Source organism: Peterkaempfera podocarpi (genome assembly GCF_042466665.1).
GTDB classification, from domain to species: Bacteria; Actinomycetota; Actinomycetes; order Streptomycetales; family Streptomycetaceae; genus Peterkaempfera; species Peterkaempfera podocarpi.
The window spans coordinates 6884454-6905282 of sequence record NZ_CP162102.1; the positions used below are offsets into that span (position 1 = coordinate 6884454).

Here is a 20829-nt window from a genome sequence, read left to right on the forward strand (position 1 = left end):
TCTCCCTGGGTCAGTGGTGGAAGGCGCTGCGGGCCTTGACGCCGAACTGCTGGAGGGGCCGCGGCTGGTGGTGCAGTTCCTCCACCAGTCTGCCGAGGTCGGCCAGCAGCAGGTCGGCCAGGTCCTGCGAGAAGCCGTTGCGGCAGACGATACGCAGCACCGCCAGGTCGGTGCGCTGCTCCGGGAAGGTGTAGGCGGGGACCAGCCAGCCGCGTTCGCGCAGCCGCCGGGAGACGTCGAAGACATCAAAGGCCTTGATGTCGTCCGTGATGGTGAAGGCGAACACCGGCAGCTGGTCGCCCCGGGTCAGCAGCCGGAAGCAGCCCAGCGCCTCGATCCCCGCCGCGAGGCGCCCGGCCACGTCCCGGGACGCCTGCTGGACGGCCCGGTAGCCGTCCCGGCCCAGCCGCAGGAAGGTGTAGTACTGGGCGACCACCTCCGAGCCCGGGCGGGAGAAGTTCAGCGCGAAGGTGGGCATGTCGCCGCCCAGGTAGTTCACCCGGAAGACCAGCTCCTCGGGCAGCGCGTCGTGGTCGCGCCACAGCGCCCAGCCGACCCCGGGGTAGACCAGGCCGTACTTGTGCCCGGAGGTGTTGATGGAGGCCACCCGCGGCTGGCGGAAGTCCCATGCCAGCTCCTCGTCCAGGAAGGGCGCCACCATCCCCCCGGAGGCTCCGTCGACATGGACGGGTACGTCCAGCCCGGTGCGCTGCTGGAGGCCGTCGAGGGCCGTGCAGATGTCCCACACCGGCTCATAGCTGCCGTCGAAGGTGGAGCCGAGCACGGCGACCACGCCGATGGTGTCCTCGTCGCAGAGCGCCACCGCCTGCTCGGCGTCCAGATGGAAGCGCTCGCCCTGCATCGGGACGAGTCGGGGCTCGACCTCCCAGTAGGTGCAGAACTTCTCCCAGCAGACCTGCACATTGATGCCCATCACCAGATTGGGGCGTGCCCCGGCGGCGTACCGGTCCGCGTTGCGGAGCATCCAGCGCCGTTTGAGGGCCAGCCCCGCCAGCATGCAGGCCTCGCTGGAACCGGTGGTGGAGCAGCCCACTGCCTGATCGGGGTCGGGCGCGTGCCACAGGTCGGCGAGCATCGCCACACAGCGCCGTTCCAGCTCGGCGGTCTGCGGGTACTCATCCTTGTCGATCATGTTCTTGTCGAAGCACTCGGACATCAGGGTCGCGGCGTGGGGCTCCATCCAGGTGGTGACGAACGTCGCCAGATTCAGCCGGGCGTTGCCGTCGAGCAGCAGCTCGTCGTGGATCAGCCGATAGGCCGTGGCCGGCGGCATGGGGCCGTCCGGCAGCCGGTGCAGGGGAGGGGCGACCGCCATCGGGCCCAGCGGGTCGGCCTCGCCCAGCAGGGGGTTGACGGCGAGTCGCCGGTCGTCGTCCCGGCCCTTGTGCAGCGCCACGCTGGCGTCCTCTCCTCGGTGTGCGGGTTTCCCTCACCGTCGCACCGGCGCCCTGCGGGCGCACCCCGAGGAGGGCAAGGGATGGTGCGCCGCTCCCTGCCCGGCCGGTCGGCCGGTGGCGACGGGCGGGGCGAGGTGTGCCGGGGGAGAGGCGGGGCCGCCGTCGGCGTAGGCGGCGGAGGAGGTGGGGAGAACGACAGCGCGGAGAGGAGGCACTGGGTCGGCTGCTGATGCGGTCGCGCGGGTGCGGAGCCCGATCAAGGCTCAGCGGGACGGCGCCGAGGCCCCGCCGCCCTGTGGGCCCACCGGGGCGCCCAGGAGGCGGTGAAAGCTGATCGGGTCCGTGCGAACGTGTTTGAAGAGGTGGGGGATCTTCTGTCGAATCTTGTTGTACGCCTGTCAGCTGAGGCTTTGCAAGGGCAAGGACGCGATCATCCATCGCCGCGGTATGAGCCGTTACAGCTAGCAAGCGCTCTCTTCTGGCAGGGACCCTTGACAGGGACTCGATGGGTTGGTGCGATTTGCACGCTCGCGTTCGGTTGTGTTCTCTCCAGTACCCCTCGGGAGGGGTTATGGCGCACTCATTCACCGACCCGATCGTCTCTCGCCGCCGTCTGCTGCGCGGCGCCGTCGCCGGCGCAGGCGCCGTCACGCTCCCCTCCCTGCTGGCAGCCTGCAGCAGTGGCCCCAAGCGCTCCGGCGACAGTGCCAACAGCGCCGTCACCCTGGGTTCCAACGCCTCCGACCCGGTCCCGCGCAAGGCCTACACGGACGTCATCGCCGGGTACCACACCAGCAGCGGCCGCACCGTGGACGTGCGCACCACGGACCACAACACCTTCCAGGAGAACATCAACCGCTATCTGCAGAGCAGACCGGACGACGTCTTCATGTGGTTCGCCGGCTACCGGATGCAGTTCTTCGCCGCCAAGGGCCTGCTGGACGACATCAACGACCTCTGGCAGGGCTTCACCGGCTTCTCCCAGGCGCTCAAGGACCAGTCCACCGGGCAGGACGGCAAGCAGTACTTCGTGCCGTTCTACTACTACCCGTGGGCGGTCTTCTACCGGAAGAGCGTCTTCCAGCAGCACGGCTACCAGATCCCCAAGACGCTCGACGAGTACACCGCCCTCGCCAAGCAGATGCAGAAGGACGGGCTGGTGCCCATCGCCCTCGGCGACAAGGACGGCTGGCCGGCCATGGGCACCTTCGACTACCTGAACATGCGGGCCAACGGCTACGACTTCCACAAGTCGCTGATGGCCGGCCAGGAGGCCTGGACCGACCCCAAGGTCAAGCATGTCTTCGACCTGTGGCGCGGCCTGATGCCGTACCACGACAAGGGCGCCAACGGCCGCACCTGGCAGGAGGCCGCACAGACCCTGGCGCAGAAGAAGAGCGGCATGGCGGTCTTCGGACTGCCCCACCCCGGACAGCAGTTCGCCGAGGCGGACCGGGGCGACCTGGACTTCTTCGCCTTCCCCGAGATCGACCCCCAGTGGGGCCAGGACTCGGTCGAGGCACCCATCGACGGCTTTCTGCTGCCCCGCCGCGGCGGCGACAAGGACGGTGCCCGGCAGCTGCTCAAGTACCTCGCCACGCCCGCCGCGGAGCAGGCCTACATCGCCGGCGATCCCAACAACATCGCCGTCAACTCCGCCGCCGACACCAGCAAGTACGGCGCACTGCAGCAGAAGGCGGTGCAGCTGGTGTCGTCCGCCAAGCATGTCTCGCAGTTCCTCGACCGCGACACCCGGCCCGACTTCGCCTCCACCGTGATGATCCCGGCCATCCAGCAGTTCATCAACAACCCCAAGGACGTCGACGGGCTGGTCAACGACATCGAGCGGCAGAAGAAGTCCATCTTCGCCACCGAGGGCTGAACCGAGGGGACCACCGTGTCGGACACCACCCGTCGGACCGCCGCGGACCCCGCTGCCGACCCGCTCGCCGGGTCGGCGGCGGCCGTCCCGGATCCCGCCCGGCCCGCCGCCGCGGCGCCGCCGGCCCGCCGCCGGCCCCGGCTGCGCCGCCTCAGCCGCCGCGACCTGCTGGTGCTGGGGCTGCTGCTGGGCATCCCGGTCCTGCTGGACCTCGCGCTGGTGTGGGGGCCCGCGCTGGCCTCCGTGGGGCTCTCCTTCACGTCCTGGGACGGGATCGGCGCCATCCACGGGGTGGGCGGCCGCAACTATGTCGACGTCACCACCAACTACCCGCCGTTCTGGCCGGCGGTCCGGCACAATCTCATCTGGCTGGGCTTCCTGGCGCTGGTCGCCACCCCGCTGGGCCTCTTCTTCGCGGTCCTGCTGGACCGCGGCATCCGCTTCAGCCGCTTCTACCAGAGCGCCCTGTATCTGCCGGTGGTGCTCTCCCTGGCGGTGATCGGCTTCATCGCCCAGCTGATCTTCTCCCGCGACCAGGGGGCGCTCAACAGTCTGCTCGGCCGCACCCAGGACCCCGTCGACTGGATCGGCGACCCGAACATCAACCTCTGGGCCGTGCTGCTGCTGGCCGGCTGGCGGCACACCGGCTATGTGATGATCCTCTATCTGGCCGGGCTGAAGTCCGTGGACCCCTCGCTCAAGGAGGCCGCGGCCATCGACGGCGCCAACGAGGGCCAGGCCTTCTTCCGGGTGGTGCTGCCCACCCTGCGGCCGGTGAACATCATCGTCGGCGTCATCACCGTGATCGAGGCGCTGCGCGCCTTCGACATCGTCTATGCGGTCAACCACGGCCGCAACGGCCTGGAACTGCTCAGCGTGCTGGTCACCGACAACATCATCGGCGAGGCCAGCCGGATCGGCTTCGGTTCCGCCGTGGCGGTGCTGCTGCTGGTGGTCTCGATCGGCTGCATCATCGGGTATCTCGCCCAGGAGCTCCGCGAGGACCGCTACGGCAGCAGAGCCCGCCGCCGGGCCCGACCGCGCAAGGCACCCGGGGGAGAACGCCCGTGACCGTACTGGCCGCACCGCCCGCCGCCGAGCTCGGCCCGGACCGCCCCGACGGCCGGCCCGTCCGGCGCACCCGCCCCGCCCGGCTGGTGCTGCACGCCTTCCTCTGCGTGGTGGCCCTGGGCTGGCTGGCCCCCGTGCTGCTGGCCGTGTACGCCTCGCTGCGTCCGTACCAGGAGACCGCGAAGGACGGCTACTTCTCGCTGCCCAGGCACCTCAGCCTGGACTACTACCGGCAGGCCTTCACCCAGTCGGGGATGAGCCGGAACTTCGTCAACTCGATGATCATCGCGGTGCCCGGGGTGGTGGTCACCCTGCTGCTGGCCTCCTTTGTGGCGTTCGCGGTGGCCAGGGTGCGGGTGCGCGGCGGGCTGGTGCTGCTGATCATGTTCACCGCGGGCAATCTGCTGCCGCCCCAGGTGCTGGTGACGCCGCTGTATGTGATGTTCAACCACATCGCGCTGCCGTACGAGCTCTCCGACTCCCAGGTGCTCTATGACTCCTACCTGGGGGTGATCGCCGTCCAGGTCGCCTTCCAGCTGGGGTTCTGCGTCTTCGTCCTCACCAACTTCATGCGGGCGCTGCCCGAGGAGATCGTCGAGGCGGCGATCATGGACGGCGCCGGGGTGTGGACCCAGTACTGGCGGATCACCCTGCCGCTCTGCCGTCCGGCGCTGGCCGCCCTGGCCACGCTGGAGTTCACCTGGATGTACAACGACTTCCTGTGGGCGCTGGTGCTGATCAACGATCCGGAGAAGCTGCCGGTGACCAGTGCGCTCAACAATCTCCGGGGCCAGTTCTTCACCGACTACAACCTGCTGGCGGCGGGCTCGGTGCTGGTGGCGCTGCCCACCGTGGTGATCTTCTTTGTGCTGCAGCGGCACTTCATCGCGGGCCTCACCCTGGGGTCGAGCAAGGGCTGAATCTGCCGGTGGTCCAGTGGCGGAAGTCCGCACGGCGGACTTCCGCCACTGGCCAGATGTCGCCGAAGGCGGCCCTTGCGGCATCGCTCAACGCGCGTGGAGACTTCTAGCGGCTTGACATGTACGCGGCCTGCAACCGCTTACCCCTGCGGTCGCCGCGCACCGGGCCACTCCGCGCCCGCCGACCGGCGGGCCCGGGCACGCCCCCGTGTCCGCTCCTCAAGTCTCCAGGGAGACCCGCGTGAGGAACAGTCGCACCCTCGGCCGCCGCACCGGAATGCTCGCCACCGCGGCAGCCGTGCTCGCCACCACCGCCCTCGCCCTGCCCCAGGCGCATGCCGCCGAGGCGCAGGTCCTCAGCCCGCAGCAGGTGTCCACCCTCTCGGCCAAGGTTCAGCAGCAGCTCGGCGATGCGCACACCGCCGGCTCCTACGTGCAGAACGGCCGACTGGTCGTCACGGTCACCGACTCGGCCTCCGCCGCCACGGTCCGCTCCGAGGGCGCGGTCGCCAAGCTGGTCACCCGCAGCGGGGCGCAGCTGAAGGCGGCCACCGACACCCTCGACCGCACGGCGCGCATCCCGGGCACCGCATGGTCCGTGGACCCCGCAACCAACCAGGTGCTGATCTCCGCCGACTCCACGGTCAAGGGCGCCAAGCTCGCCAAGCTGCAGAAGGCGGCCAAGGCGCTGGGCGCCAGCGTCCGGGTGGAGAACGTGCCCGGCACCCTGAGCCTGCGGCTCAGCGGCGGCCAGGCCATCTACGGCGGCGGCTACCGCTGCTCCCTCGGCTTCAACGTCAAGGCCGGTTCGACCTACTACTTCCTGACCGCGGGCCACTGCGGCAATGTGGCCTCGACCTGGTACTCCAACTCCTCGCAGAGCACCAAGATCGGCACCACCTACGACTCCTGGTTCCCGGGCAACGACTTCGCCCTGGTGCAGTACACCACCAGCGGCACCCCGGCCGGGAACGTCTACCTCTACAACGGCTCCTACCAGGACATCGCCTCCGCGGGCACCCCGTCGGTCGGCCAGACCGTGTACCGCAGCGGCTCCACCACGGGCGTCCACAGCGGCACCGTGACCGCCCTCAACTCCACGGTCAACTACGCCGAGGGCACGGTCAGCGGGCTGATCAGGACCACCGTCTGCGCCGAGGGCGGCGACAGCGGCGGCTCCCTGTATGCCGGCACCGTCGCCTACGGCCTCACCTCCGGCGGCAGCGGCAACTGCACCTCGGGCGGGGTGACCTACTTCCAGCCGGTCACCGAGGCGCTGAGCTACTACGGCGTCAGCGTCTACTGACCGACCGCGGACGGGGGCCCCGGGCGATCCACCCCGCCCGGGCCCTCCGCCGTCCGCGGCACGGGACGGCCACGCCCCGCACGGTGCGCCGGTGGGGGCCGGCGTACCGTGCGGGGCGTGCCCGCGGCACTGGGCGTCAGCCCATGTCCTCCAGCCGCTTGCCCTTGGTCTCACGGACGAACCGTGCCACGAAGGGGATCGACAGCGCGGCGAAGACGGCGTAGATGATGTAGGTCGCGGAGAGGTTCCAGCTGGACATCCGCGGGAACGACACGGTGATCACCCAGTTCGCGATCCACTGCGCCGAGGCGGCCAGCGACAGGGCCGCGGCGCGGACCCGGTTGGGGAACATCTCGCCCAGCATCACCCACACCACCACGCCCCAGGACATGGCGAAGAAGAGCACAAAGGCGTTGGCCGCGACCAGGGCGATGGTGCCCTGCAGGTCGGGGATGTTGACATGGCTGCCGCTGCCGGTGGCGTAGCTGAACGCCCAGGCGGCGGTGCCCAGCGAGACCGCCATACCCGCGGAGCCGATCAGGGCGAGCGGCTTGCGGCCGATCCGGTCGATGCAGGCGATGGCGATCAGGGTGCCCACGATGTTGATGACCGAGCTGGAGAAGCTGATCAGCAGGGAGCTGCTCTGGTCGATACCGACCGACTGCCACAGGATCGAGGAGTAGTAGAAGATCACATTGATGCCGACCAGCTGCTGGAAGACGGACAGCAGGATGCCGATCCAGACGACGGGGAGCAGGCCGAAGCGGCCGCCGAGCAGGTCCTGGAAGCGCGGCTTGTGGTCGGAGGCGATCAGTTCCCGGATCTCGGAGATACGGGAGTCGGTGTCCACGCCGTCGCCCTCGACGTCGCGCAGCACGGTACGGGCCTCGTCGATGCGGCCCGCGGAGACCAGGAAGCGGGGCGACTCGGGGATCACCGAGGCGAGCACGAAGTAGATCACGGCCGGCACCAGGCAGGCGCCCAGCATCCACTGCCAGGCCTCCAGGCCGGCGAGGTGTCCGCGGACATCGCTGCCGGCGCCCTTGTCGATGGCCCAGTTCACCAGCTGGGAGACGGCGATGCCGAGCACGATCGCCAGCTGCTGGAAGGAGGCCAGCCGGCCGCGGTAGGCGGTGGGGGCGACCTCGGCTATGTACGCCGGAGCGATCACCGAGGCGATGCCGATGGCCGCGCCGCCGAAGACGCGCCAGAAGGTGAGGTCCCAGGCGGAGAACGGCAGCGCCGAGCCGACCGAGCTCACCGCGAACAGGATGGCGGCGATCTTCATCACCCGGATACGGCCCCAGCGGTCGGCGAACCGGCCGGCCAGGGCAGCACCCACCGCGGAGCCCAGCAGTGCGGAGGCGACGATCCAGCTGACGTTGTCGCCGACGGCGAAGCGGTCCTTGATGCCGGAGACGGCGCCGTTGATCACCGAGCTGTCGTAGCCGAACAGGAACCCGCCCAGCGCAGCCGCGGCGGTGATGAACACCACATGCGCGAGATGCTCGGAGCCGGCTGCTGAGGGGCCCGATGCGGCTGCCCGGCGGGCGGCCGGAGGCTTGGTGACGCTCACGTTGTTGCTCCTGCGGAAGGTTCCACTTGTTGAACATGGCGATGCTTCATGCGCCATTAATGTTTCAACTTACGTAGTTAAACCACAGGAAACAACTTGGAAGCCTTCATTACTTGAACACGCCGTACTCCGGCTCCAGCCCCGGCTCGTCCTCGGGCGGGTACACCGGCTCCTCTGCCGGCTCCTCCGCGGGCGGCGCGTCCAGATCACGGTGGACCACCCGCGCCACCCGCTCGATCGTCGCCACCCCGTAGGCCATGGTCCGGTTGCCGTGGCTGAGCACCACCAGCCGGTACCCCGGCCCGTCGGGCCGGGTGAAGTCCCCGATGCTGTGCACCCGCCAGCCATGGGTGGCCCTCGGCAGCCAGCCGTTCTTCACATGGACGCTCACATCGGACGGCGCCCCGGCCGGCGTCCCCCAGCGCTGGCTGGGCACCACGCTCGCCAGCTTCCTCATGCCGTAGGCACGCGACCAGGGTGAGATCACCGGGTTGTCGCTGTCGAGCAGAGCCAGCACCCGCAGCTCGTCCTGCGCGGTGATCTGGGTCAGCCCCCAGGAGCCGCCGTCGTTCAGTGCCGTGTGGGTCAGACCCGCGAGCTCCATGAACCGCTGCACCCGGCTCGGCCCCAGGCTGTGCCACAGCACCGTGGTGGCGTCATTGTCGGACTTGGTGATCATGGCGGTGACCAGGTGGTCCTCCCGAACGGTGACGTGCCGCCCGGCCTCCTGGGCGCGGTGGAGCACCGCGAGCATCACCATGGCCTTCACCACGCTCGCCGAGTCGTAGTGCCGGGTGTAGCCCACGCCGCACCAGGTGCCGGTGTCCCGGTCCCACAGCCCCACCGAGACGGTTCCCGCCCGACCGTGCAGTGCCGACTCGATGTCCTCGGAGAGTCTGGAGGCCAGCTCCGGGTGGTCGTCGGAGGAGCAGATCGGGTCGGCGGTCCGCGCGCGGGCGGCGGCGGGGGTGGGGACGGCCAGCGGCAGCATCGCCAGCAGCAGCGCCATCGGCGCCGTACGCCGGGCCGGACCGGACAGGGAGAGACGCATGGGGACCTTCCACAAACACGGGCTTCCACAAGCTCGGGCTTCCACAAGCTCGGGCGCGAACGACCGGGCGTGCAGGGAGTCTGCCGCACAGGGTGGCCCCCACCCTGCGAGCGCCACGCGCCCGATAGCGTGGACCACCCGGCAACCGGAGGCGAACCCGCGATGCAGCCCCTCGACGGTGTCACCGTCGTCTCCCTGGAACAGGCCGTCGCCGTGCCTTTCGCCACCCGCCAGCTGGCCGATCTCGGCGCCCGGGTGATCAAGGTGGAGCGCCCCGGCGGCGATTTCGCCCGCGACTACGACCGCAGCGCCGGCGGGCTCTCCGCGTACTTCGTCTGGATCAACCGGGGCAAGGAGAGCGCCGTCCTGGACCTGAAGACGGACGCCGACCGTGCCCTGCTCGACCGGATGCTCGCCCGCGCCGACGTCTTCGTCCAGAACCTCGCCCCCGGCGCCGCCGACCGCCTCGGTCTGGGCGCCGAGCGGCTGCGTACCCGCCACCCCCGCCTGATCACCTGCTCGCTCTCCGGCTACGGACCCGACGGCCCCTACCGCGACAAGAAGGCCTACGACCTGCTGGTCCAGTGCGAGGCAGGGCTGCTCTCCATCACCGGCACCCAGGGGCAGCCGGCCCGCCCCGGCATCTCCGTCGCCGACATCGCCGGGGGGATGTACGTCCTCACCGGGATCCTCACCGCCCTCTACGAACGCGAGCACACTGGTGAGGGCAGCGCCCTGGAGGTCTCCCTGCTGGACGCCCTCGGGGAGTGGATGGGCCACCCGTACCACTCCCAGGCCCACGGCGGCCCGCCGCTCGCCAGGAGCGGAGCCCGCCACCCCTCCATCTCCCCGTACGGCCACTACCGCACCGGCGACGGTGCGCAGCTCTACCTCAGCGTGCAGAACGATCGCGAGTGGGTGCTGCTCTGCGAGCGGGTCCTGGGCCGCCCCGACCTCACCCGGGACCCGCGCTTCGCCGACAACCCGCTGCGCAGAGCCCATGACGGCCAACTCACCGAAGTGCTGGAGGGCTGCTTCGCCGAGCGCACCGCGGACGGGCTGACCGAGGCGCTGGACGCGGCCGGGATCGCCAATGCCAGGCTCCGTACGGTCGCCGAGTTCGCGGACCATCCCCAACTGGCCGCCCGCGACCGCTGGCGCACCTTCGGCACCCCGGCGGGGCCGCTGCGCGGACTGCTGCCACCGGTCACCGTCGCGGGCCGCGAACCCCCGATGGGCCCGGTGCCCGCACTCGGGGAGCACACGGCGTCGCTGCGGGAGGAGTTCGCGGCCGGGCCCGAGGGGCCCTGACCGCCCCTGACCGCGGTGAGCAGCCGCATCCCGCCCGACCCCGCCGCGTGGTGACGTACCGTCAGGTCCGCCGCACGGCGCGGCCGGCCGGTCGGCGGCCGTCCGCAGCTTGGGACAGCAGCCCCGTGTGGTCGGCGGGCGTCGTGCCCCTCGCGGGCCTACGCGGTGCCGCCTGCCCGATGTCCGTCCAGCAGCCCCCGGCCGGTGAGAAAGGACTCCAGGGCGCGGTTGAACTCCGCCGGCTGCTCCAGGTTCGGCAGATGGCCCGCTCCTTCGACGACCGCCAGCTCCGAGCCGGGTACCAGCCGGTGCATCGCCTCGGCGTCGGCGACGGGGGTGTACGAGTCGTCCCGCCCCACCAGTACCAGCGTCGGTACGTCGACCTTTGCCAGCAGGTCCCGGTAGTCCGGCCGTTCCGCGCGGCCCCGGAGTGCGGCCGCCGCCCCCTCGGCCGGTGCACCCGCCATCATGGCCCGCACCTGAGCGGCCACCTTCGGCAGCGCCCGGACGTTGTAGGGGGCGATCATCCGGTCCAGCACCTCGTCCGCATAGCCCGCCATGCCCTCGGCCAGCAACCGGTCGGCCATGGCGTTGCGCCCTGTGCGGCCGGCCTCGGTCTCCGCCTGGGGGAAGGTGTCGGCGAGCACCAGCCCCCGTACGCGATCGGGGAAGAGCCGGCAGAACTCCATGGCGATCTGGCCGCCCATGGACAGTCCTCCCAGGAGCACCTGCGGCAGGCCCAGGTGGTCCAGCAGTGCGGCCAGATCGCGGGCGAAGACCTCCAGCAGGGTGCGGCCGGGCACCACCGAGCTCTCCCCGTAGCCGCGCAGATCCGGTGCGATCACCCGCACGCCCAGCGCGGGGAGGGCGGCGAGCTGGGGCGCCCACATCGAGCGGTCGAAGGGGTGGCCGTGGACCAGCAGCAGCGGCTCACCGGCGCCCTGGTCGTCGTAGCCGATGGTGATCCCACGCGTTGTCAGACTGCCCATGGATGCATCCCTCCCCGTCCCGTCGCCGCCGGAGCGGCGCTGTCCAGAGGCTATGGCCGGAGCAATACTCGGTGCAATAAGATCATTGACCTCGGTGCAATGTGGAAATCAATGCCCAGGAGGACCGACGGAGGACTACCGCGCCATCGCGGACGACCTGGCGGCCGAGATCGCCGCCGGGCGGCTGCGTCCCGGCGACCGGCTGCCCCCGCAGCGGACCTTCGCCCGCAGCCGCGGCATCGCGGTCTCCACCGCCGGCCGGGTCTACCGGGAACTGACCAGCCGCGGACTGGTCGTCGGAGAGGTCGGCCGGGGCACCTTCGTCAGGGCGGCCGCCCCGGCCTGCGGACCCGCCCTCGCCGAGCCCGCCGCCGCCCGGATCGACCTGGAGCTCAACCACCCCCACGTCCCGGAACAGACCGCCCTGCTCGCCGAGGGCCTCGGCCGGCTGCTGCGCCCGGACGCCCTGGAGCAGGCGCTGCGCCCGGTCGGGGCGTCCGGCACCGCGGCGGCCCGCAGTGCGGTGGCCGCCATGCTGACCCGGGACGACTGGGCGCCGGACCCCGCGCACATCCTGTTCGCCGGCAGCGGCCGCTCCGCCATCGCCGCCGCCATCGCCGCACAGGTACCGCCCGGCGGCCGGCTGGGAGTCGAGGCTCTCACCTACCCCGTGGTCAAGGCCATCGCGGCCCGCCTCGGCGTCGTTCCGGTCCCCGTGGAGACGGACGAGGGCGGCATGCGTCCCGATGCGCTCGCTGCGACGCACCGCAGCACCCCGCTGCGGGCCGTCTATCTGCAACCCACCCTGCACAATCCGTTCGGGACCACCATGGGGCCGCAGCGGCGGGCCGAATTCGCGGCCGTGCTGCGGCAGGCGGACCTGTATGCCATCGAGGACAGCGTCTGGGCCTTTCTGCACCGGGACGCCCCGCCGCCGTTGGCCGCCCTGGCCCCCGAGCGCACCATCCTGATCGACAGCCTCACCAAACGGCTGGCACCAGGCCTCACCGTCGGCTTCGCCGTGGCCCCCGAAGCCCGTATCGCCCCGCTGGCCGCCGCGCTGCGCTCGGGTGCCTGGCCGGCCGCCCGCTTCGCCCTGGACGCGGCGACCCGCTGGCTGACCGACGGCACCGCCGAGACCCTCGTCCTTGCCAAGCGCGAGGAGGTCGCCGCCCGCCGGAAGATCGCCGACCGCAGCCTCGCCGGATTCACCGTGCGGGCCGATCCCCAGGCCTGCTCGATCTGGTGGGAGCTGCCCGAGCCCTGGCGCGCCGAGACCTTCGTCGCTGCGGCCGCCCGCCGCTCCATCGCGGTCACCCCGGGTGCGGCCTTTGTCGTCGGCGCGGGTCAGGCACCCAACGCGGTACGCCTCGGCCTGGCGTCCCCGTCCCGCGAGATCCTGGCCGGTGCCCTGGACACCCTGGCCGCCATCGCTGCCGGGTCCCCCGAGGACAGCGTGCCGGACTGAGCGGGCCTGCCGGGCCGATGCCCGGCGGGTGGCCGTGGTGTGTGACCGTCCGCCCCCGACTGCTCCACGGCCGCGCCCCGACGGGCGGAGCGGGTCGGGTCCGCACCCGCCCTCCGGGCGCTCTGCCGTCACCTGGCGTGTGTTCACCGGACGGAGAGCAACCCCGCCTCGGGTCTGCGAGTGAAGAGGGTCACAGGGGTGGGGTGGTGTACGGGGTGGGGTAGTAGGGGTGTGGGGTGGGGGCTAAACATCCGATTTCGGGCATTTGGGTGTTTAGGGGGTGTGGGGGTTGGGGTGCTGGTGGGGAGGGGTGTGGGGGTTCGGGTGGGGGTGGTGGTGTGGGTGCTGGTGGGGGGTGGTGGGGGGTGGTGGGGGTGGGGGTGGGGGGTGGTGGGGGTGGGGGTTGGGGGTGGTGTGGGGTACGGGGGTGGGTAGTAGGTGGGGTGTTTGCGGGGCTTTGGGTGGGTGGTTCATGGTGGGACGAGTCCGACGGCGTTGGTGGGTTCCGCAGTGCGGGGTCCGGGACGTCTCCTGCGGCACCAACCGATAGCGGGTGCCCCGGGCGGCCGGTTCTCGCCGTGGTGCGGGTGGGTCGTCCAGTCAACCGATTGAGGTCACTTCTTGAAGCGCATTGCCATGCCCCGTCTGCGTTCTGTCACTGCTGTGCTGGCTGCGGCTGCCGGTACGGCGTCGTTGGCCGCGGTGGCTGCTCCGGCCGCGTCGGCGGCGACGCACACGCCGGCTCGGATGAGCGCGCACCAGCTGCACCTGCACCACCTGAACCACCTGGGCCGCACCGGCACCGCCCACACCGCCCACACCGCTCATGCCGCGCATGCCGCGCATGCCGCGCATGTGGGTCGTGCCACCCACGTCGGGCGGGCCACTCACGCGCACGCCGGTCACGCGCACGCCGGTCATGCCGCGCACGCGGGTCATGTCGGTCACGCTGCGCACGCTGGTCATGGTCGTGGGGGTCGGGCGGCGTTGGCTGCGGTGGCGTCGCCGGTGACGGCTGGTGGGTGCGGGGGATGGCGCAGTCGATGGTTCCGGCGGGGCAGTGGGCCGCGTTCGATGCGATCGTCAGCCATGAGAGCGGTTGGAACCCGCACGCGGTGAATGCGTCGTCGGGTGCGTATGGGCTGGGTCAGGCGCTGCCGGGGGCCAAGATGGCCTCGGTGGGCGGGGACTGGAAGAGCAACCCGGCCACCCAGGTGCAGTGGACGCTGAACTACATGAACGACCGCTACGGCAGCCCGAACGCCGCCTGGGCGTTCTGGCAGACCCACCACTGGTACTGAGCCGCAGCACAACCCCAAGGGCCCCGGGATCACCCGGGGCCCTTGGCGTTCCCATCCACTGTCCCGCCTGCGGTGTCAGAGGTGTGTGCGGCCCGGTCGCAGCGCCGTCGCGCCGCGGCGCAGCGTGAGATGGGCGAGCAGGGCGAGCGCCGCGCCCGCCGCGTACCAGACCAGATCGGGCGGATTGAAGGTGGAGCCCAGTACCAGCCGTGCGACCCGACTCCGCGCCGAGAGCTCGGCCGGCACGCTGCTGATCTGCAGAAACTCCACCGCCCAGCTGATCCCCAGTGCCACCGCGGCTGCGGCCGTCGGCCGTGTCCTGGGGGCGTTCAGCATCACCAGTGCATAGACCAGCACCGTGTAGAGCGCATCCCCCGCGTACTTGGCGACCTCGCCGCCCGCGACAGCCCGCACCCCCAGCCCTGCCGCCACGGTCAGCACCGCCGCTGCGGCTGCCGTCGCCCTCGGCCTCATCCGTCACCCCCGTCGGCGGCCACCCTATAGACAGCCCGGGTGCCCGGACATGTGGGGTCGCCCGGCCCTCCGCCGCCTCGGGGAAGGGTTCGCGGGGCTCAGCGGACCGTGGCAGCTCCCCGGGCCGCGCCGGGCACCAGGGCCAGCAACTCGTCCACAGACCACTGGTCATAGGCGTGTTCGCCGTACTTGCACGCGATCACCCGGCCGTCGCCTGCGATGAGGAAGTCACCGGGCAGGCCCAGCCGCCCGCCGTTCGGCTTGGCAGAGGGCAGGGGCTCCCGCCTGCGGGCCACCCGGTAGATGCCGCTCGCCACGGCTCGGACGATCGGCCACCAGGCGCGGGGACTCAGCGTCGAGCGGAGCGCGGACTCCACTCCGAACTCCTTGTAGAGCTGCTTGCCGGGGTCGGCGACCACGGCGAACGGCAGATCCGCCACGTGCTCCAGAAGTTCCTCGGCAGAGGAGTGGAAGACGACGACCTCGCGGATGCCGGCGGCTTCGATCTCCGTGTGCCGCCGCACCACCGATCGAAGATGCAGATTGCACACCGGGCATCCGGCGAAGCGCCGGAACTGCAGATGGATCAGCCGGTCCGGATCGGGGACGGCGATCGGGGGCCCGCCGACCGGGGTGAGCTCGCGGGCGGTCACGACGGAGCCAGGGCGCATCGGATGTCCCTTCGTAGGAGTACACCGTACGCTCATCAGCGTAGGCGTATGCCATACGCTGTCAACTGCCATGCCGCGCCCACGTTCACTCACCCACGCCCAGCTCGCCTCGGCCGCCCTCGCCGTCATCGACCGCGACGGTCTCGCGGGGCTGTCGATGCGTGCGGTCGCCAAGGAGCTCGGTATGAGCACCATGGCGCTCTATCGGTATGTCGACGACCGTGACCAGTTGGAACAGCTGGTCGTTGAGCTCGTCCTCGGCGAGGTGGACACCGAGCCGCCGGGCCCGGAGGTCCCCTGGCGAGGGCGGGTCGAGATCATGGTCGGGCGTCTGCGGGACAGCGTGGGCGCCCACCCCGAGATCGTCCCGCTGACGCTGACCCACCGGCACCGGTCTCCCGCAGTGCTCCGCTGGTCCGAGGTGGTGCTCACGATCCTCGCCGACGCCGGCCTGCGGGGCGGGCAGCAGGTCATCGCGCTGCGGGGTCTGCTCGGCTATGTCATCGGCGCGGTCCAGCTGGAGCATCTCGGCTCGCTGTCGGCCCCCGGCACGGTCGCCATCTCTGCGCTGCCGCCCGACCGGTTCCCCCAGCTGTCCGCCACCGCGCAGCGTGCCCGGCGCATCGGAGCCGACCAGGAGTTCTCCGGGGGGCTCGACATGCTGCTGCGGGGCATGGCGGAGATGCTCGCCGATGGTGCCGGCTTGCCTCCGGACGGTCTTCCGGACCGCTGAGGAGGAGCTCCTGTCCGCCCTGGCCGGGGTGTCCCCGGTGTGCGGTGAGGGCTTTCCGCGGGGTGGCTCCGGGTGGTCCGGGTCACATGGTCCGGGGGTGTGCGAGTGAAGAGGGTCACAGGGGTGGGGTGGTGTACGGGGTGGGGTAGTAGGGGTGTGGGGTGGGGGCTAAACATCCGATTTCGGGCATTTGGGTGTTTAGGGGGTGTGGGGGTTGGGGTGCTGGTGGGGAGGGGTGTGGGGGTTCGGGTGGGGGTGGTGGTGTGGGTGCTGGTGGGGGGTGGTGGGGGTGGGGGTTGGGGGTGGTGTGGGGTACGGGGGTGGGTAGTAGGTGGGGTGTTTGCGGGGCTTTGGGTGGGTGGTTCATGGTGGGACGAGTCCGACGGCGTCGGTGGGTTCCGCAGTGCGGGGTCCGGGACGTCTCCTGCGGCACCAACCGATAGCGGGTGCCCCGGGCGGCCGGTTCTCGCCGTGGTGCGGGTGGGTCGTCCAGTCAACCGATTGAGGTCACTTCTTGAAGCGCATTGCCATGCCCCGTCTGCGTTCTGTCACTGCTGTGCTGGCTGCGGCTGCCGGTACGGCGTCGTTGGCCGCGGTGGCTGCTCCGGCCGCGTCGGCGGCGACGCACACGTCGGCTCGGATGAGCGCGCACCAGCTGCACCTGCACCACCTGAACCACCTGGGCCGCACCGCCACCGCCCACACCGCCCACACCGCTCATGCCGCTCATGCCGCGCATGTGGGTCGTGCCACCCACGTCGGGCGGGCCACTCACGCGCACGCCGGTCACGCGCACGCCGGTCACGCGCACGCTGGTCACGCTGCGCACGCTGGTCATGGTCATGGGGGTCGGGCGGCGTTGGCTGCGGTGGCGTCGCCGGTGACGGCTGGTGGGGTGCGGGGGATGGCGCAGTCGATGGTTCCGGCGGGGCAGTGGGCCGCGTTCGATGCGATCGTCAGCCATGAGAGCGGTTGGAACCCGCACGCGGTGAATGCGTCGTCGGGTGCGTATGGGCTGGGTCAGGCGCTGCCGGGGGCCAAGATGGCCTCGGTGGGCGGGGACTGGAAGAGCAACCCGGCCACCCAGGTGCAGTGGACGCTGAACTACATGAACGACCGCTACGGCAGCCCGAACGCCGCCTGGGCGTTCTGGCAGACCCACCACTGGTACTGAGCCACACCCCAGCACCCCAGCACCCCAGCAGACGGCAAGGCCCCCGGGACACCCCGGGGGCCTTCCCGCGTCCGAACCGGCACCAGAGGCCCGGCCGCCCTCGACAGCTGAGTGCGGCGGGGCGACCCGGATGACCCGGAAGCGCGGGAAGCCCGATCTGGCACCCTTGAGTGAAGCCCGGCCCGGTTCCGCCCGAGGGGGCCCGCGCCGGTGCTGCCGGTATCAGCGGTCACCGAACGCGCCGGAGACGGCCGGCGGACGAAGGGACCCAGGACATATGACGTCCCACAGCGGACCAGAACTCGCCGATGTCCAGCGCCGCCACTGGCAGGACACCTACACCGACCATCCGGGCATGTACGGCGAGCAGCCTTCCGCCCCGGCCCGGCACGCCGCTGGGGTGTTCCGCGCCGCCGGTGCGAAGGACGTGCTGGAGCTCGGGGCGGGGCACGGCCGCGACGCGCTGTTCTTCGCCCGCGAGGGCTTCGCCGTCCATGCCCTCGACTTCAGCGCCACAGGACTCGAGCAGCTGCGGGACACCGCCGGGCAGCAGGGCCTGTCTCAGCGGGTCACCACGACGGTGCACGACGTGCGGGAGCCGGTGCCGCTCCCGGATGCCTCGGTGGATGCCGTCTTCGCGCACATGCTGCTGTGCATGGCGCTGTCCACGCAGGAGATCCACGGCCTGGTGGCAGAGGTGCGGCGGGTCCTGCGTCCGGGCGGGGTCCTCGTCTACACCGTCCGGCACACCGGCGATGCGCACCACGGCTCCGGGATCGCCCACGGCGACGACATCCATGAGCACGGAGGGTTCGCCGTGCACTTCTTCCCCCGGCGGCTGGTGGACGAGCTGGCCGAGGGCTGGACGCTGGAGGAGGTCCAACCCTTCGAGGAGGGGGAGCTGCCCCGTCGTCTGTGGCGGGTGACCCAGAGCATGCGCTGAGCCACGGCGGGCGAGCTGTGCCCGGCTGCGGCCGGGCACAGCAATCAGGCCGGTCGAAGCGGAACTCCGCTTCGACCGGCCTGATGTGCATGGTGTCCGAGGGGGGACTTGAACCCCCACGCCCGATAAAGGGCACTAGCACCTCAAGCTAGCGCGTCTGCCATTCCGCCACCCGGACAGGGTGTGTGCCGCGGTTCCCATGGTGTTCCCCGTGGCGACATGGAAAGAATACCAGGCCTCCAGGGTGCCGCTCACCTGCGTTTCCGCCGTAGGGATAGGGCGAAACGGGATGGATGATCCCTTTGCGGGTATGGGTGCACCAGTTCGGACAGGTCGCCCGACAGGCCGTGGAGGTCGCAGTGCGGAGAAAACAGGACAAGGACCGGGTCACCCCCGAGGCCCGGGTGCAGCGGAGTTACGGGGTGCTGGTCGCGCTGGGTGCGCTGCTGGTGATCGCCGGAATCGTGGGTCTGATCTACACCGGGGTGGCCACCATCACCACCGTGCTGCTCTTCGGCTGCCTGCTGCTGATCGGCGGCGTGGTCGGCCTGGTGCATGCGGTGCAGTCGCGCAAGGACAACTTCTTCTGGCTGGGTGCCGCGGTCGCGGCCGTGAACCTGGCGGCAGGCCTGGTGATGGTGCTCCATCCGAGGGTGGCCGCGGTGGCGCTGACCCTGTTCGCGGCACTGCTCTTCCTCACGGCAGGTGTCTTCCGGGTGGTCGGCGGGCTGGCCGTGCGCGGACCCCAACTGGGGTGGACGGTCTTCCTCGGGGTGCTCGACCTGCTGCTGGGCGCGCTGGTGCTGGCCTCGTGGCCGACCAGTTCCCTCTACACCCTGGGGCTGTTCTTCTCGCTGGCCCTGCTGTTCGACGGGCTCGGCCTGCTCAGTACAGGACTGAGCGGACGGCGGGTGCTCGCCCAGGTCGACGAGGAGCGGCGGCGGGACGAGGTCGACTCGTACCTGGCCGGCCGTGAGGACGCCAGGAAGGCCGGGATCCGGGAGCGGGAGTCGCACGGCGGCGGAGCCGGGGCGACGCGCCCCGGTCAGTCCGGGCCCTCCGACCGTCCGCCGACCCCGCCGACCCCGCCGATGGGCATCTGAACGGATCGATCGGCGACCCAATCATGGAGTGATGTGAACTGACCTGAGTTCGATCAATTATCGACTCAAAGAGTCCTGATCTGCCGAGTTACGGTCAGCCACCCGTGGGCTGCGGCTGCGCTCTAGCCTCGGAAAACGAGGGCCACCTGGTGCCCGAGGTGTGTGAAGGGCGGCTTGATGTGATGCAGATCAGCGGGGGCGCGCCGATCGCCCCCGGTGGCACCGGGCCCGGCCCGGTGGAGGGGGTCTGGCGGTTCGCCGCCCCCTCCCAGGAGTCCTCGGTCCCGCAGGCGCGGCATGCGGTCCGCGATCTGCTCACCGCTCAGGGGCTGGCCGGGCGGCCGCTCTATGAGGACCTGCTCCAGGGGCTGCTGCTGATCGTCTCGGAGCTGGTCACCAACGCCGTGAAGCATGCGGCGGTGCTCTCCCCGCAGATAGTGGTGGAGGTGGTGATCGGCGGCGGCTGGGTGCGGGTGTCGGTGGAGGACAGCCACCCGTACCGTCCCAAGGCGCTGCACAACGACCACGGCCGCACCGGTGGGCGCGGGCTGCTGCTGGTCAAGGCGATCGCGCTGGAGGCCGGAGGGGCCTGCGACGTGGACCGCACCGTCAACGGCGGCAAGGTGGTGTGGGCCTCGCTGCCCATCCCGGTCGCCCCGGTGGCACCGGCGCTGCCCGCCCCTGCCTCCCCGTACCAGGTTTTCCCGAGGTCGGCCGGGGCGCCGGAGCGGCCGCTGCAGGGCCGTCCGGCGCCGTACGGCGGCTGAGCCGGGGGCGGCCCGCCCCAGCCGCCCCACGGGCTCACCAGCCCAGGTCGGTGATCTCCCGGATCGCCGGCAGCGCTCCCTGGAGCACGGTCTCGAACCAGACCGAGAACGGCCGCTCGGCGCGCAGCGCTGCCAGCTCCTCGGGCGTGACGAAGGCGGTGTCCTCCACCTCCGCCGGGTCGGGGCGCAGGGAAGCGGTGACCAGCCCCACAAAGAGGTGGTTCCACTCCCGCTCGATCAGCCCGGAGGCGGCATCGGGGAGGTCGTAGCGGACCGTTCCGGCCTCCCGCAGCAGCGCGGGGGCGACCCCCAGCTCCTCCGCGGTACGGCGGGCGGCGGCCACGAACGGCTGCTCGCCCGGGTAGGGGTGGCCGCAGCAGGTGTTGGACCAGACACCGGGGGAGTGGTACTTGCCGAGCGCCCGGCGCTGGAGCAGCAGCCGCCCCTCGGCGTCGAAGAGGAAGACCGAGAAGGCCCGGTGCAGCCGGCCGGGCTCCTGGTGGGCGGCGAGCTTCTCCGCGGTGCCGATGGTGCGGCCCTGGTCGTCCACGAGCTCAAGCAGGATCTCCGGCGCGGCAAGGGCATCGCCCGGTGCACCGTTGACGGTGGCTGGGCTGGTGGTTCCGCTGGTCGGCATATGGCCCCTTTCGGCGCGAGGACCGGTCGCCGCC

The 20829-nt window shown here is 71.1% G+C and carries 21 protein-coding genes and 1 tRNA gene; 12 read left to right on the top strand and 10 right to left on the bottom strand.

Annotated features, from left to right (window positions below; genetic code table 11):
• Window positions 1-10: 10 nt before the first annotated feature.
• Window positions 11-1417 (bottom strand): glutamate decarboxylase, encoded by a 1407-nt coding sequence (locus AB0761_RS30315; RefSeq protein ID WP_377272332.1) that lies wholly within the window; start codon window positions 1415-1417, stop codon window positions 11-13.
• Window positions 1418-1989: 572 nt separating this feature from the next.
• On the opposite strand from AB0761_RS30315, the gene AB0761_RS30320 reads away from it, so the two are divergent.
• The 4 genes from AB0761_RS30320 (at window position 1990) to AB0761_RS30335 (ending at window position 6597) form a co-directional block, all read left to right on the top strand.
• The gene (locus AB0761_RS30320; RefSeq protein WP_377272333.1) at window positions 1990-3300 is read left to right on the top strand and encodes an ABC transporter substrate-binding protein; all 1311 of its coding nucleotides are present in this window, start codon (window positions 1990-1992) and stop codon (window positions 3298-3300) included.
• A gap of 141 nt (window positions 3301-3441) precedes the next feature.
• Window positions 3442-4371 (top strand): carbohydrate ABC transporter permease, encoded by a 930-nt coding sequence (locus tag AB0761_RS30325; protein WP_377274399.1) that lies wholly within the window; start codon window positions 3442-3444, stop codon window positions 4369-4371.
• Between the two features lie 5 nt (window positions 4372-4376).
• Window positions 4377-5291 (top strand): carbohydrate ABC transporter permease, encoded by a 915-nt coding sequence (locus tag AB0761_RS30330; RefSeq protein ID WP_377274401.1) that lies wholly within the window; start codon window positions 4377-4379, stop codon window positions 5289-5291.
• A 241-nt stretch (window positions 5292-5532) separates the two neighbouring features.
• Entirely contained in the window at window positions 5533-6597 is a 1065-nt protein-coding gene (locus AB0761_RS30335; protein WP_377272334.1) for a S1 family peptidase, read from the top strand.
• 136 nt (window positions 6598-6733) lie between these two features.
• Here AB0761_RS30335 and AB0761_RS30340 read toward each other — a convergent pair whose 3' ends face one another.
• Both AB0761_RS30340 and AB0761_RS30345 read right to left on the bottom strand, forming a co-directional pair.
• Entirely contained in the window at window positions 6734-8173 is a 1440-nt protein-coding gene (locus tag AB0761_RS30340) for a sugar porter family MFS transporter (RefSeq protein WP_377272335.1), read from the bottom strand.
• A gap of 109 nt (window positions 8174-8282) precedes the next feature.
• Window positions 8283-9224: a serine hydrolase gene (locus AB0761_RS30345; RefSeq protein WP_377272336.1), complete on the bottom strand. Its 942-nt coding sequence runs from the start codon at window positions 9222-9224 to the stop codon at window positions 8283-8285.
• 162 nt (window positions 9225-9386) lie between these two features.
• Here AB0761_RS30345 and AB0761_RS30350 point away from each other — a divergent pair, with 162 nt between their 5' ends.
• Window positions 9387-10535, top strand: a complete 1149-nt coding sequence (locus AB0761_RS30350) for a CaiB/BaiF CoA transferase family protein (protein ID WP_377272338.1) — start codon at window positions 9387-9389, stop codon at window positions 10533-10535.
• A gap of 158 nt (window positions 10536-10693) precedes the next feature.
• Here AB0761_RS30350 and AB0761_RS30355 read toward each other — a convergent pair whose 3' ends face one another.
• Window positions 10694-11524: an alpha/beta fold hydrolase gene (locus AB0761_RS30355; RefSeq protein WP_377272339.1), complete on the bottom strand. Its 831-nt coding sequence runs from the start codon at window positions 11522-11524 to the stop codon at window positions 10694-10696.
• An 85-nt stretch (window positions 11525-11609) separates the two neighbouring features.
• Between AB0761_RS30355 and AB0761_RS30360 the strand changes: the two genes are divergently transcribed.
• Entirely contained in the window at window positions 11610-12992 is a 1383-nt protein-coding gene (locus tag AB0761_RS30360; RefSeq protein WP_377272340.1) for a PLP-dependent aminotransferase family protein, read from the top strand.
• A 600-nt stretch (window positions 12993-13592) separates the two neighbouring features.
• On the opposite strand, the gene AB0761_RS30365 is transcribed toward AB0761_RS30360, so the two are convergent.
• Window positions 13593-13958 carry a hypothetical protein gene (locus AB0761_RS30365; protein WP_377272341.1) on the bottom strand — a complete coding sequence of 122 codons (366 nt, stop codon included), beginning with the start codon at window positions 13956-13958 and terminating at the stop codon, window positions 13593-13595.
• Window positions 13959-14023: 65 nt separating this feature from the next.
• Between AB0761_RS30365 and AB0761_RS30370 the strand changes: the two genes are divergently transcribed.
• The gene (locus AB0761_RS30370) at window positions 14024-14293 is read left to right on the top strand and encodes a transglycosylase SLT domain-containing protein (protein ID WP_377268384.1); all 270 of its coding nucleotides are present in this window, start codon (window positions 14024-14026) and stop codon (window positions 14291-14293) included.
• A gap of 75 nt (window positions 14294-14368) precedes the next feature.
• On the opposite strand, the gene AB0761_RS30375 is transcribed toward AB0761_RS30370, so the two are convergent.
• Window positions 14369-14767 (bottom strand): DUF2809 domain-containing protein, encoded by a 399-nt coding sequence (locus AB0761_RS30375; RefSeq protein WP_377272342.1) that lies wholly within the window; start codon window positions 14765-14767, stop codon window positions 14369-14371.
• Window positions 14768-14865: 98 nt separating this feature from the next.
• On the bottom strand, window positions 14866-15438 hold the full coding sequence (locus tag AB0761_RS30380; protein ID WP_377272343.1) for a peroxiredoxin-like family protein: 573 nt from the start codon (window positions 15436-15438) through the stop codon (window positions 14866-14868).
• Window positions 15439-15508: 70 nt separating this feature from the next.
• Between AB0761_RS30380 and AB0761_RS30385 the strand changes: the two genes are divergently transcribed.
• Window positions 15509-16171 carry a TetR/AcrR family transcriptional regulator gene (locus AB0761_RS30385; RefSeq protein WP_377272344.1) on the top strand — a complete coding sequence of 221 codons (663 nt, stop codon included), beginning with the start codon at window positions 15509-15511 and terminating at the stop codon, window positions 16169-16171.
• 493 nt (window positions 16172-16664) lie between these two features.
• Here the strand turns inward: AB0761_RS30385 and AB0761_RS30390 are convergent, their stop codons facing one another.
• Window positions 16665-17009, bottom strand: a complete 345-nt coding sequence (locus tag AB0761_RS30390; RefSeq protein ID WP_377272345.1) for a hypothetical protein — start codon at window positions 17007-17009, stop codon at window positions 16665-16667.
• Between the two features lie 66 nt (window positions 17010-17075).
• Between AB0761_RS30390 and AB0761_RS30395 the strand changes: the two genes are divergently transcribed.
• Window positions 17076-17345, top strand: coding sequence for a transglycosylase SLT domain-containing protein (locus AB0761_RS30395; protein ID WP_377268384.1), 270 nt, complete (start codon window positions 17076-17078; stop codon window positions 17343-17345).
• Window positions 17346-17622: 277 nt separating this feature from the next.
• Entirely contained in the window at window positions 17623-18288 is a 666-nt protein-coding gene (locus tag AB0761_RS30400; RefSeq protein WP_377272346.1) for a class I SAM-dependent methyltransferase, read from the top strand.
• A gap of 90 nt (window positions 18289-18378) precedes the next feature.
• Here AB0761_RS30400 and AB0761_RS30405 read toward each other — a convergent pair.
• Window positions 18379-18466 (bottom strand) — tRNA-Leu (locus tag AB0761_RS30405).
• A 181-nt stretch (window positions 18467-18647) separates the two neighbouring features.
• On the opposite strand from AB0761_RS30405, the gene AB0761_RS30410 reads away from it, so the two are divergent.
• Together AB0761_RS30410 and AB0761_RS30415 are read left to right on the top strand one after the other, a co-directional pair.
• A complete protein-coding gene (locus AB0761_RS30410) occupies window positions 18648-19391 on the top strand; it encodes an HdeD family acid-resistance protein (protein WP_377272347.1) in 744 nt (247 codons plus the stop codon).
• Between the two features lie 182 nt (window positions 19392-19573).
• The gene (locus tag AB0761_RS30415; protein WP_377272349.1) at window positions 19574-20158 is read left to right on the top strand and encodes an ATP-binding protein; all 585 of its coding nucleotides are present in this window, start codon (window positions 19574-19576) and stop codon (window positions 20156-20158) included.
• A gap of 34 nt (window positions 20159-20192) precedes the next feature.
• On the opposite strand, the gene idi is transcribed toward AB0761_RS30415, so the two are convergent.
• Window positions 20193-20795: an isopentenyl-diphosphate Delta-isomerase gene (idi, locus tag AB0761_RS30420; RefSeq protein ID WP_377272350.1), complete on the bottom strand. Its 603-nt coding sequence runs from the start codon at window positions 20793-20795 to the stop codon at window positions 20193-20195.
• Window positions 20796-20829: the final 34 nt, after the last annotated feature.